The 13,312-nt window shown below is 32.9% G+C and carries 12 protein-coding genes; 2 read left to right on the top strand and 10 right to left on the bottom strand.

What is annotated here, in order from left to right; all coding sequences use genetic code 11:
• Positions 1-122: 122 nt before the first annotated feature.
• The 7 genes from FVE77_RS03270 to FVE77_RS12445 all read right to left on the bottom strand — a co-directional run bounded on the left by FVE77_RS03270 (position 123) and on the right by FVE77_RS12445 (position 9,121).
• Positions 123-2,282, bottom strand: coding sequence for an AAA family ATPase (locus FVE77_RS03270; protein WP_026745633.1), 2,160 nt, complete (start codon positions 2,280-2,282; stop codon positions 123-125).
• Positions 2,283-2,422: 140 nt separating this feature from the next.
• A complete protein-coding gene (locus FVE77_RS03265; protein WP_026745632.1) occupies positions 2,423-4,204 on the bottom strand; it encodes an oligopeptide ABC transporter substrate-binding protein in 1,782 nt (593 codons plus the stop codon).
• Positions 4,205-4,223: 19 nt separating this feature from the next.
• A complete protein-coding gene (locus tag FVE77_RS03260) occupies positions 4,224-5,156 on the bottom strand; it encodes an ABC transporter permease (protein WP_026745631.1) in 933 nt (310 codons plus the stop codon).
• Positions 5,157-5,167: 11 nt separating this feature from the next.
• Positions 5,168-6,130 (bottom strand): oligopeptide ABC transporter permease, encoded by a 963-nt coding sequence (opp4B, locus tag FVE77_RS03255; protein ID WP_026745630.1) that lies wholly within the window; start codon positions 6,128-6,130, stop codon positions 5,168-5,170.
• A 3-nt stretch (positions 6,131-6,133) separates the two neighbouring features.
• On the bottom strand, positions 6,134-7,096 hold the full coding sequence (locus tag FVE77_RS03250) for an ATP-binding cassette domain-containing protein (RefSeq protein ID WP_026745629.1): 963 nt from the start codon (positions 7,094-7,096) through the stop codon (positions 6,134-6,136).
• Between the two features lie 674 nt (positions 7,097-7,770).
• On the bottom strand, positions 7,771-8,763 hold the full coding sequence (locus tag FVE77_RS03245) for an ABC transporter ATP-binding protein (protein WP_026745628.1): 993 nt from the start codon (positions 8,761-8,763) through the stop codon (positions 7,771-7,773).
• A 184-nt stretch (positions 8,764-8,947) separates the two neighbouring features.
• Positions 8,948-9,121, bottom strand: a complete 174-nt coding sequence (locus tag FVE77_RS12445; protein WP_154669751.1) for a hypothetical protein — start codon at positions 9,119-9,121, stop codon at positions 8,948-8,950.
• A 209-nt stretch (positions 9,122-9,330) separates the two neighbouring features.
• Here FVE77_RS12445 and FVE77_RS03240 point away from each other — a divergent pair, with 209 nt between their 5' ends.
• Positions 9,331-10,050: a YebC/PmpR family DNA-binding transcriptional regulator gene (locus FVE77_RS03240; RefSeq protein ID WP_026745627.1), complete on the top strand. Its 720-nt coding sequence runs from the start codon at positions 9,331-9,333 to the stop codon at positions 10,048-10,050.
• Positions 10,051-10,210: 160 nt separating this feature from the next.
• Positions 10,211-10,939 carry a tRNA1(Val) (adenine(37)-N6)-methyltransferase gene (locus FVE77_RS03235; RefSeq protein WP_026745626.1) on the top strand — a complete coding sequence of 243 codons (729 nt, stop codon included), beginning with the start codon at positions 10,211-10,213 and terminating at the stop codon, positions 10,937-10,939.
• A 290-nt stretch (positions 10,940-11,229) separates the two neighbouring features.
• Here the strand turns inward: FVE77_RS03235 and fucO are convergent, their stop codons facing one another.
• The 3 genes from fucO to FVE77_RS03220 form a co-directional block, all read right to left on the bottom strand.
• On the bottom strand, positions 11,230-12,378 hold the full coding sequence (fucO, locus tag FVE77_RS03230) for a lactaldehyde reductase (protein ID WP_026745625.1): 1,149 nt from the start codon (positions 12,376-12,378) through the stop codon (positions 11,230-11,232).
• A gap of 110 nt (positions 12,379-12,488) precedes the next feature.
• Positions 12,489-12,890, bottom strand: coding sequence for a hypothetical protein (locus FVE77_RS03225; protein ID WP_026745624.1), 402 nt, complete (start codon positions 12,888-12,890; stop codon positions 12,489-12,491).
• A 40-nt stretch (positions 12,891-12,930) separates the two neighbouring features.
• Complete coding sequence (locus FVE77_RS03220; RefSeq protein WP_026745623.1) at positions 12,931-13,293, bottom strand: AtpZ/AtpI family protein; 363 nt, start codon at positions 13,291-13,293, stop codon at positions 12,931-12,933.
• Between the last annotated feature and the right edge of the window lie 19 nt (positions 13,294-13,312).

Genomic DNA, 13,312 nt, shown 5'->3' with positions numbered 1-13,312 from the left:
TGAGTTTTTATATTTTTTCAGTTTGTCGCAATATATTATACAATCTATGTTACAAAAAAACTCTAACCAAGTAATTTTAGTTAGAGTCTTTATTTCTTACGTATTAAACTTTAAATTATCAACTATTCAGTATCTTTTTTTAAAGATTTTTTATTTTTAGACACTTTTTTTTCTTCAGTTTTCTTATCTGTTTCTGATTTTTCCTTAATAACCAAAATACCATCTTCCAAATCAGCAACAAGATGTTTTGCATCAAGGTTTTCAAGATGGAAATCAGTCACATTATCACGTATTTGCTGTTCAATTACACGACGTAGCGGACGTACTCCCATAACTTCATCATATCCTTCTTCTGTCAAAAATTCTTTTGCTGCATCAGATACAGCTAAATCAATTTCTTTTTTAGAAAGAGTTTTATTTACTTCAATAAGCATTAAATCAACAATTTGTGATAAGTCTTTTTTATTAAGATGCGAAAATTCAATCACAGCATTGAACCGATTTAAAAATTCTGGACGGAAGTATGGTTTCAATCTTTCTATAATTTCCTGTTTGTCTGCATTCTCAACAAGTCCTTTTTCATATCCAAATCCAGCATTTGAAGTAGCTATAATTACAGTATTTTTAAAATTTACAGTATTTCCCTGTCCATCAGTTAAACGTCCATCATCTAATACTTGTAAAAGAAGCGTTATAACTTGCGGATCAGCTTTTTCAATTTCATCCAAAAGAATAATTGAATAAGGATTACGACGTACTCTTTCAGTCAAAGTATTATTATTGTCATCATATCCAACATATCCAGCCGTTGTTCCAATAAGTTTTGAAACTGCAGTTCTATCAGAATATTCTGACATATCTAATCTAATAATAGCATCCTTAGTTCCAAACATATCAAGTGCTAGTTGTTTTGCAAGTTCAGTTTTCCCGACACCTGTAGGACCTACAAAAAGAAAACTTCCAATTGGACGGTTACCTTCGTCAAATCCTGCACGGTTACGACGAATTGCACGCGCAACTGCTTCAACTGCTTTATCCTGACCGATAACTTTTGCTTTTAGACGTTTGTTCATTCCTTTTAGACGTTCAATATCACTTGCTCCCATTTGAGAAACGGGAATTCCTGTCATTCTTTCTACAGATTCAGCCACATCATTTATTGTTGCTGTAACTTTCATATCTTCAGTATGATTTTTTATTTTATTTTCTAATTCCTCAATACGATTTTTTGCATTAAGTGCAGCTTCATAATCTTCAGATTTTACTGCCTCAGCTTGTTTTACTTTCTGTTCTTCAATTTGATGTTCTACTGCATGAACATCCGTTACAGGATGTTGAGCAGCCAAATGTGCTGCCGTCACATCAATTAAATCAATTGCTTTATCTGGCAAGCTACGTTGTGGAATATATTGTATTGAGAAATCAACTGCTGCTTTTAAAACATTATCAGGCAAAATTACATTGTGATGTTTTTCATATAAATTACGAATTCCTTGAAGTATTTTATAAGTATCTTCCGCTGATGGAGCATTTACTTTCACTTCATTGAAACGACGTGCAAGTGCGGCATTTTTTAATATTGTATTACGATATTCATCTTGAGTAGTTGCTCCAATAACTGTCAGTTCTCCACGTGAAAGAGCAGGTTTTAAAATGTCGGCAAGCCCTTTAGAACCACCATCTCCAGTATTTCCTGCGCCTAAAATCTGATGAATTTCATCAAAGAAGAGTATAACATTTCCAAGTTCTTTTACTTCCTTCACAAGATTCTGAATATTTTCTTCAAAACTTCCACGATACTGTGTACCTGCTTCAAGTCCCGAAATATCAATTGAAATAATTTCCTTATTTTTAATAGCGGCAGGAACATCCCCATTTACAATGGCTTGAGCTAGTCCTTCTACAACAGCTGTTTTCCCAACACCTGCATCACCTACAAGAACTGGATTATTTTTTGTACGACGTGAAAGAATTTCCGAGGTTTCCTGAATTTCCTTGTTACGTCCTATAACTGGATCTAGTTTTCCATCACGAGCTTCCTGTGTAAGATTACGTCCAAGTTTTGCAAGAATTCCATCTTGTTTAACATTTTGCCCTTGAGATGCTTGAGTCTGCATTTCATTATTTATTGGCAATTGTCCCGTTGCACGATATTGTGCAAATTCTTCAGGTGTAACTTCTCTTCCGTTTATCAGATAACGGCGATTTTCAGAATTAAAACCTCTCATTCCTCCCATTAACTGATTAAAAAGATCATCCATACTGTTAAAATCTCTACTCATAAATTACTACCTCACTTTTTTATAAATTTTAAACAATTTTATTGTTTGTTGCTTTAAGTTTACTCTTAATTATTATGTAAGTCAAGAACTAAAACCATAATTATGAGGTTTCTAATAATTTTATTATAAAATTCAAAAATCTATCTCATCGGAGCAACTGCTGTCAATTCCCATTTGTGAATTCCTTCATCTTTTTTTGATGAATCATATCCAATGTAAACATTTTTTAGCCTTTTATTTACTGGATAAAGTTTATATCTGTACATTAACGGAACTTCTGCCGCTTGTCCAATATAGTATTTTTGCCAGTTCTTGTAGGCTTCCACTTTATAATTTGGAACTGTTAATGATTTTTCTCCTAATATTTCACCTATCAGCCTGTCATTTTCTTCTGATGCAAAACGAGAAAAGTTAAGCTGGGATTTTCTTCCTGCTGATCCAGTTGGATCTAGACTTGTTCCAACTCCCCAAGCTCCAAAGAATACATCTATGTCTTTAGAATCTCCCTGCACTTTTTCGTAAAAATTCTGGAAAGCCAGCAATCTTCCTGATGTAAGAACTGCTTTTATCCCTATTTTTTTCCAGCTTTGAATGTAGTTTTGAGCAAGCGGTTCTGCCACATCGCCTCCTGCCATAAATGCCATCTTTATTTCAAAAGGCTTTCCATTTTTATCTTCACGGATTCCATCGCCATTTACATCCTTGTATCCTGCTTCATCCAGTAATTGCTTTGCTTTTTCAGGATTGTATGGATAACCTTGCAGGTCCTTTGGAAAATATTTCTTGAAAACAGGAGGAATTGATGAAGTTGCTTGCTGCCTTAACCCAAAATAAAATGCCTGTGCTATTTCCTCAACATTTATGGCATGCACAAGAGCTTGACGTAATCTTAAATCCGACATCTTGGCATTCGGATCTGTCACATTTTCACCTTTAGCCTTGTCATAATGCCCCAATTTAAAGGCCAAATACGAATAATACAAATCCTGCTGTCCTAATGTTTCTATATTTTTAAAATCTTTATAATTATTGTAAAGAGAATCAGGCATGCTCATTACAAAATCATATTTCCCAGCTTTTAATGCCGCCACTATAGATTGTGAATTTACTACTTGCACTATTGCCTTTTCAATTTTCGGCTTTCCTTTGTAATAATAAGGATTGGCTGTAAATTCTAAACTTTCTCCACGTGAAACTTTTGTTAAATTATATGGTCCCAATGTTACTGGTTTCATTCTAATTTTATCCGATGAAATCAATTCTTTTATTGGAATTCCTTTCAAATAGTGTTTTGGTAGTGCATTTCCAACCAGTCCGTTTGCAACTGTATAAATGCTTTGTCCCAGCTGCAAAAATGAAATTTCCACTGTTTTATCATCTATTTTTTTTATACCTGAAATATTTGGGGCTTTCCCATCGTGATATTCCTTCATTCCAACAATCTTTTGACTTTCTTCAGTATACCGCACCCCTGTATAATCTTTATGTCCTACAATTTCATAGGGGAAAATAATGTCATCAGCAGTTAGAGGATGTCCGTCAGACCATTTTATGCCGTCTTTTATTTTTATTGTAGCTTTTTTATTTTTTGCATCAACTGTAAGAATGGCAGGCCCTTTGTCTGTTATTTCAAAATTTTCATCCACTTCAAATATACCCGAGCTTAAAAACATTGAGATAATATCGCCATCATAGCCATCTGAATAGAATGTCTCATTAAAGACTCCAACCAATGGATCATCCTTTACTATCGCCACTTGCAAAGTTCCGCCTTGCACTGCAGGCTCATTGTTTGATGTTTTTTCTGGAAATAGTGATAAATTTAATTTTGCACCTGGCATTTCACTTCTCTTTTTACCAGGATTGCACGAAACTACGAATATCAATACAAGAAGCGTGATTAATAATTTCCATTTTTTCATACTGTTCTCCTTTTTTATTTTATCCTCTTCTCTGTTTTGCGTCAGCTGCCCTGTTTAAAGCTTGTCCAACATAATTAATACAAAGCATCATAATTAAAATCAATATTGATGCTGGAAGCCAAATCCATAATTTTGTTGACAATACTTCCGGATCTGCTGCATAACCAACCAAAGTCCCAAGGCTCGGAGTAGAAAGCGGCAATCCAAAGCCAAGAAAACTAAGCCCTGTTTCAATTCCAATATTTCCAGCAAATCCTAATGTCAATTCCACAATTATAATTGAACTCAAGTTAGGCAGTATCTCCCTGAAAATTATCGTAAAATCCTTTGTCCCCATAGTCTTTGAAGCCAAAATATAATCTTTCTGACTTTCAGCAAGTGCCTTACTTCTAATCAGCCTTGCTGCTCCAACCCAGTAAAATGCACTCATTATCAGCACAAAAGTTGCTATAGTGTACTTTGGAACAATAGTAACAAACACAATAATGATCATAAGTGTAGGCAAAATCGTAATAAAATCGATAACTCTCATAATTACATTATCCACCCATTTTCCATAATATCCTGCAATCAAACCAAAAAATATCCCAATTCCTGATGTTAAAATCGTTATTGTGAAACCAATAATAATCGAGTTTCTAGCACCTAGTATCAGCTGACCCAGTATTGAACGCCCTCCAGAATCAGAACCTAGCCAAAATCCCTCTTTCATAGGAATGGCATATTTATCCAGAAGGCTTATTTTCATAATTTCCTCCTGATTTGCAAAAAGCGATCCGACAAAAATTATTCCAAAAAGAATTACAAGAATAATAAGCGAAGCAAGTGCCAATTTATCTTTCAAAATCTCCCTCACAATAACACCAATTCCAGTCGGTTTGTCACTTTTCTTAATTTCATCAAAATTTTCTGCTTTTTCATTATTTTTCTTTAAAATTTCATTATTAGACATTTTTTCACCACCTACTCTATTCTAATTCTAGGATCAACAATGCTAAGAATAATATCTGAAAGCAAACTTCCAAGCAATGTTAAAAATCCAAACAGCAGTATTAATGCTGTGACAACGCTGTAATCCCGTGTTATAATTGAATTTACAAACAGTCCTCCCATTCCAGGATAACTGAATATTTTTTCAATAAAAATCGAACCTCCCAGAAGCCCTGTTATCGAATATCCAAAAAACGCCGCAATCGGTAAAATCGAATTTCTGAAAATATGTCTAGAATAAACTTTATTTTCTGGTACTCCCTTACTTTTCGCCGTTTTTACATAATCCAGATTCTTAGCGTCAATTACTTCATTTCTCAAATACTGCACAATCCAAGTTGTTCCCAGCAATGCATACGTAATTGCAGGCAATATGATGTGATAAATCCTGTCCAAAATATGTCCCAAAGTACCAGTATTAAGTCCAGCTGTCACCGATCCAGTTGTCGGAAACCAGCCAAGCGTATATCCAAAAAACCAAATCATTATAAGCGAAAGCACAAAAGTTGGAATCGCATAGCTCACATAATTATAAAATGTGACAAATTTATCAAGAAATGAGTTCTGATAACGTCCAGCAAGCATTCCAAGCGGTATTGCAATACAATATGTCAAAATAAGGCTAAGCAGCGACAAAATAAATGTGTTTACTGCCCGTTCTCCAATAAGCGTCTTTACAGGGACATTATAAGTGTAGCTCATTCCCAAATTTCCAGAAACGGCATTTTTTAGCCATCTCACATACTGAACATGCCAAGGATCCAGCAATCCTGCCTTTCTTCGCAATTCTTCAAGTGCCGCAGGATCAGTCTGTGGTGTAATGAGTCCTGTAAACGGATCTCCCGGCATAAGCTTTGCCAAAATAAAGATTAATAGGCTAAGTATAAATAATTGCGGTATCATAACCAGAATTCTTCGTAAAACTGTTTTCCACATTGATTATTTTCCCCCTTTTCCGTTATTTTTCATTATTTCATCTTTAATAGCGACAAAATGGGTATCTGTCAATTTTTTCAAATCAAAGACACGTCCATTTTCATCATAATATTTTTTTTCATTTTTCAAATATTCCTTTTCAATTTCTATCCTTCTTTTTTTATTCTCCAGCCTTTTTTCAGGATGCACTTCTGGAATTGCGGCAATTAGGCGTTTTGTGTAAAAATGTTCAGGATTTTTATAAATATCATTTTTTGTCCCAGTTTCCACAAACCTTCCACGATACATTATAAACATATAATCGCACATATGCTTTACAACTCCCAGATCGTGAGAAATAAAAAGATAACTAAGCCCAAACTGCTCCTGAATATCCTTCATATAATTCAAAACTTGTGCCTGAACAGATAAATCAAGTGCCGACACAGGCTCATCTGCAATAATTAGCTTAGGCTTTGTAGCAACAGCCCGTGCAATTCCCAGCCTCTGCCTCTGTCCGCCAGAAAATTCATGTGGATATTTGTAAATATCTTCTCTGTTCATTCCTACAATTTCCAGCAGTTCTGAAACTTTCCTCTTTTCCTCATCTGAAGTCAGATTCTCAAAATTTCTCAAAGGCTCAGAAATCAAATCAATCACTCTCTTCTTAGGGTTTAAGCTAGATAGCGAATCTTGAAAAATCATCTGCACATTTCTATTATATTCACTTCTTCTATTACGAAACTTCCTATCAATTTCCTTACCTTCATAAATAATCTTTCCACTTTTTATCTTCTCAAGCCCAATTATCGCTTTCCCAATCGTAGACTTTCCAGACCCCGACTCCCCCACAAGTCCATAAGTCTTCCCTTCTTCAATAGTCAAACTGACACCATCTACAGCATACACATGGTCAATTACCTTATTGAAAAAGCCCCCACGAATAGGATAATGAACCTTCAAGTCTTTCACTTCAATAAAACTCATCTTTCTATTTTTCCTTTCCAATATTCAATGTTTTTAAGTTCTTATTTCCAATTAATAATTATAATTATTTTCTATTTATACTTTCTGTTTTAACGTAAGGGCATCAAACGCCATGCCCTCTTTCGCAATAACAGTTATTTTAACATCTTTAACTGACTGCTACTTAGAGATACTGGCGAAACGTTCTACGAACTACCCTGCTTTACGCAAAACTTTCTTATAAAGAAAAAATAAAACTCGATTTTGAATTAAGATTATTTCAACATTAATAACTGCATATAATTTAAAATTTAATCCAAAATCTCAAACAGTTATTTTTTCTTTAACGAAATTTTGCTTAATTTTTATTTTAGTTAGATTATTTGCATCAATTAAACTAAAAATTGTCATGATTTTTTGAAAATAAAATTAACTAAACATATTTATATGTTTCTTTCGTCATAACTTCTATAATAAATCCGTTTGTAGAATTAAATTCACTTTATATTTGTGAAAGTGAGCGAAGTTTTACACAGCGAGTTTAGATTTCGCTTTCAAAAAATGCTTAGACAAGCCAGGATTGTAAAGGGGGGCGAATAACACCCTTTATGTATAAAAAAAGAAAATACAAAAAAAATATTTATTAACAAAAAATTTATTATATTAAAATTTTAAAAATAAGTTAACTCTATGATTTATTTTTCAAAATGAAAATTTTTCCAGCAAGTACATCTCACAAAATGCTCTTTTTCCACTTCATGCAATGTTGGATTTTTTTCGTGTTCACTTTCCTTTATCCATGGAATTCTTTGAGAAAAACGGCATCCTGTTCTCTCTAATTTGGTTAGCGATGGAACAATTCCTTGAATTACGTGTAATTTTTCTGTTTCTGTGTCAAGTTGCGGGATTGAATTTAGCAGAGATCTTGTGTAAGGATGTTTTGGATTATTGAACAAATCATTTACGTTTGCGATTTCTACAATTTCTCCAGCATACATTACTGCCACTCTGTCCGCCATTTCAGCAACAACGCCCAAATCATGTGTAATCAGTATAATCCCAGCGTTTATTTCACTTTGCAAAGTTTTTAGTAAATCCAATATTTGTGCCTGTATTGTAACGTCCAATGCTGTTGTCGGCTCATCGGCTATAATAATTTCAGGTTTACATGAAAGTGCTATTGCAATCATTACTCTTTGACGCATTCCTCCCGATAATTCGTACGGAAATTGCCTTGCTACACGTTTTGGATTTTTTATTCCTACATTCTCTAGTAATTCCAGCATTCTGGCTTCTCTTTCGGTTTTGGACAATTTTGTATGATAAATCATTCCCTCCTCAATTTGTTCTCCTATTCTCATAAGTGGATTTAAAGCCGATAGAGGATCCTGAAATATCATGCCAATTTTATTTCCTCTAATTTTATTGTATTCTTCTTCATCAATTTCTACCAAGTTTTTCCCTTCAAAATTGATTTCCCCTGTCAATTTCGTATTAATCGGATTATGCAGTCCAATAATAGAAGTTGCAAGCGTACTTTTTCCACATCCTGACTCCCCCACTATCGCAAGTATCTCATTTCTTCTAAGTTCCAGCGAAACATTATCCACAGCGGGAAAATATTCATCTTTTATCCGAAAACTTGTAACAAGATTATTAATTTTTATTAATGTTTCAGTTTGTTCCATATTTTTCTCCTCTAAAAGTTCTTTGTTAAAAATTTATTTGATACAGACATTGTAGCATAATTTTTATTCTTTTTCCTATTATTTTTCAAAATTTACCATTTTTTAGGAAATATTTTCCACAAAAAAATAGAGCTGGTCTGAAGATTCTCTCTTTTCAACGGCTCTATATTATTTTCAGATAATCCTATTTTTTGGCGGCGTTATTTATGTAATCACAGTATCTCCAGTTTCCTGCATCACCGTTTCTACATTTTTCCCCTCTTTCCTGTCTTTCTCTCTCAAGATTTTCAAAAGAGGCGCAGCTTGCTAATGAAAACAGCAAGATACCTAATATAGAAAACATAATTGTTTTTTTCATCAAGATCACATCCTTTTAACTGTATTATTATTTAGTTATATTTTACATTATTTTTTCATATTTGGCAAATTTATTTTTACTTTTTTTCACATTTTAATTTGACAATATACCCAATAATTTTTTTCTTATCAAAAATTCCTTTAATTTCCCCATTGATTAGACTTTTTTTTTATGATATAATTTTCATATAATTAATTTAGGAGGAAAAAATGGGAAGACATGGTACAATAGCAGGGCGTAAGGAAGCACAGGACAAAAAAAGAGCCGCATCATTCACAAAACTTGTTAGACTTATAACAGTGGCAGCAAGAGGCGGAGAAAATCCTGAATTTAACGTAGCCCTAAAACACGCAATCGAAAAAGCAAAAGCGATTAATATGCCTAACGACAATATTAACAGGGCAATCAAGAAAGGAGCAGGAACTGACGGTTCGACAGCTTTTGAAACGTTAAATTACGAAGGATACGGACCAGCAGGAGTTGCTATCATCGTAGAGGCTCTTACTGATAATAAAAATAGAACTGCTTCATCTGTAAAAGTAGCTTTTGATAGAAATGGCGGAAATCTTGGTGTTTCTGGATCAGTTTCGTATATGTTTGGAAGAAAAGGTGAGATTATTATTGAAAAAACTGATGATATTGATGAGGAAGCATTAATGGAAGTAGCACTTGAATCTGGAATGGAAGATATGGAAACTCTGGAAGACAGTTTTTATATCACAACTGAACCATCTAACTTTGATACAGTAGCAGATGCTTTAAGAAACGCAGGATACACATTGCTGGAAGCAGATATTCAATATTTGCCATCTATCGAAGTTGATACTCTTGGCGAAGAGGATTTGCAAAAACTTAAAAAATTAATTGACACTCTGGAAAATGACGATGATGTTCAAAAAGTTCATCATAACTACGCTGGAGAATTATAATAAATATGTGTGAATTTAAAAATTTTAATTGCGGGAATTATTTTCCGCTTTTATTTTTGTCATAAATTACAATATTAAGATATTTTACAAAATTTACCAAATATTCGCTATTTAAATAGGGAATAGTATTAGTATAATAAAGAAAAAGGAGTTACATTTTATGAAAAAAAACGGAGAAGAAACAGTTACCCCAATAAAAAATATGAAAGTTATTCAACGAAATGACTTTCAAAACTTTACACTTGATTCTGTCTTGCTTGCAGACTTTGTAAAAATTAATCGAAAAACTAAAAAAATCCTTGATATTGGGACTGGCTGCGGAATTATCGCATTACTTCTGGCACAGCGGTCAAAAGCTCAAATTACAGGTATAGAATTACAAGAAACAATGGCGGAAATTGCCATAAGAAATATTAATGGCAATAAATTTCAAAATCAGGTTAAAATAATAAACGAAAATATAAAAAATTATAAAAATATTTTTAACCGTGACGAATTTGACACCATCGTTACAAATCCCCCATATTTTGAATTTACCGGCGACATTTCCCAGACAAACAATTTGGAACAACTGGCAAACGCAAGACATAATATTAATTTAACACTTGAAGAAATAATAAAAATTTCTTCTTATTTATTAAAAAATATGGGAAGTTTCTCAATTGTATTCCGAAGCGAACGTCTAGTAGAAGTTCTATCACTTTTACAAAAATATAATTTAGAGCCAAAACGAATGAAAAACTGCTACACAAAATGGAATGAAAATTCAAAAATTTGCCTTTTGGAAGCAATAAAGGATGCAAAGAAAGGATTTTCTATTGAAATGCCAATTTTTGTTTATGATGAAAATGGAAGAAGAAGTGAATATGTTGAGAATTTGTATAAATAAAAAACTTTAGAATATATTTTTTAACTTCTCTTAATTTTTATATTTTGATTAAATATTCGCTTTTATATCTGATACAATTATTGTAGTTAAATTGAAAACGTCGTGATTTTTTTGGAATGAAAATGATTGTTTGAGCGAAGTAATACGGAGCGAGTTTCATTTTTATTTCAAAAAAATGCTTAGACAAGCCAGGATTGCAAAGGGGATGGCGACTGTTCCCCTTTGCTTAAAAAAACAAAAACATAAAAATTAAAAGAAAATTTTTTATACAATTTATATAATTTTAAAAATTATAATAATTTCTTATATAATTCTTTTATATCTTCTAAATTTGTGTCCCGTGGATTTCCACCTGTACAAACGTCATTTAATGCAGATTCAGCAATAAAGTCCAAATCCTTTATATCCATAATTCCTTTTAGGTTGTTTGGAATTCCAACATCGCTTGCCAGTTCTCTTACTTTATCAACTGCAGCTTTTCTATATTCTTCTGGTGACATTGTTCTTGTATGTTTTACACCGAATGCTTTTGCGATAGCTTTAAATTTTTCTCCAGTAAATTCAGCATTGTATTCCATTACAGTTGGAAGAATTATTGCGTTTGCAATTCCATGTGGAGTACCATAAAATGCTCCTAGCGGATGTGCCATTGAGTGTACAATTCCAAGTCCTACATTTGAGAATCCCATTCCAGCTAAATATGAAGCAAGTGCCATTTTTTCACGTCCTTCAGGTTCATTATTTACAGCGCTTCTCAAATATTTTGCAATTAGTTCAATGGCTTTTAAATGGAACATGTCAGTCATTTCCCAAGCGGCTTTTGTTGTAAATCCTTCAATCGCATGAGTTAAAGCGTCTAATCCAGTTGCAGCGGTAAGTTCTTTTGGCATGCTTGTCATCATTCCAGGGTCAACAATTGCCACAATTGGTAAATCATGCGGATCAACGCAGACAAATTTTCTGTCTTTTTCAACATCTGTGATTACATAGTTAATTGTAACTTCTGCAGCAGTTCCAGCTGTTGTCGCAACAGCGATAATTGGTACACATTTATTTTTAGTGTCTGCAACACCTTCAAGGCTTCTTACATCAGAAAATTCTGGATTGTTGATAATAATGGCAACTGCTTTTGCAGTATCCATTGGTGAGCCTCCACCAATTGCGATAATGTAGTTAGCACCTGCAGATTTGTACTTTTCAACACCATCTTTTACATTTTCAATAGTCGGATTTGGCTGAATATCAGAAAAAACTTCATAAGCTAAATTTTCCTTATCCAGCAAATCTGTAATTTTTGAAACTCCACCAAATTCTAAAAGCCCCTTGTCTGTACATATAAGAGCTTTTTTGAATTTGTTTTTCTTAACTTCCTCTGGGATATGGTTTATTGCTCCAAAACCATGATACGAAATTTCGTTCAAAATAATTCTTTGTGCCATTTTTTTACCTCTTTTCAATTTTTTTTAGTAAATATTTTCATTCTAATTATACTACACTTTTTTCATTTTTCAAGTTTAATACTAAATTTATTTTAAATAATTTTTAATTACTATTTTTTACTGAAAAAAAGTTTTTCTTTAAAATGACACAATAAATATGCAATTTTAAAATTTAATGCTCCAGCTCCTGTTGCTGCAATATTTGTTAAAACATGACTTTCAAAATATTTTTGACTAACTTTCCCAACAATAAACATTCCAAGGCAAAATATAGCCATTCGTTTTAAATATTCAAAATTTCCCCTAAACTTTGGATTGTTCTGAAAATAGAGAATTTTATGCACTCCATTTACAAGTAAATTTATATTTATTAGAGAAATAATGGCTCCGACTAAATATCCAAAATAAAGTTCCACACAATTAAAAAATATTCCCATAATAACAAGAAATATCATAATAAAAATCGAAACAATATACGCCTTTTTTATATTTTTGGGCATTCTTTCCAGCATTTTCCCTGCCTTTCTCCATAATTAACATCTAAATCCAATATTATTTTATGTTGTTTACCTGCTTTATGAGCGACCAGTAGCCTGACACTGCCCCAATTACAAGAAAAATAACAAGAACGAGAGGCTGATCCGCCTTAAACAGATATTTTTTCAGAAGCATATAAAGTCCAAGCATAAGAAGAATTGGCAAGGACAGAATATACACCATATTTGTAGCGAGCGCAAAATATTTCATTATCTTATTGTTTCTTCTGTTTTTAATTTCCTTCTCATTGTTGTGTCTGCCTAGCTTCTTTTCAATCTCAAAAAGTTTTTGTCTTCGTTTTTCTTCTTCGGTTATGACATTTTCTTCTTCATTAGCTGTTTCGTTTTCTAAAATTTTCTTTTCGTTTTCAAATTCCATAAAATTACTTCCTTCTTAT

The sequence above is a fragment of the Leptotrichia hofstadii genome, from assembly GCF_007990525.1.
GTDB classification, from domain to species: Bacteria; Fusobacteriota; Fusobacteriia; order Fusobacteriales; family Leptotrichiaceae; genus Leptotrichia; species Leptotrichia hofstadii.
Note: the sequence above shows the minus strand (reverse complement) of the source record. Positions and strands in the feature narration are given on the sequence as shown.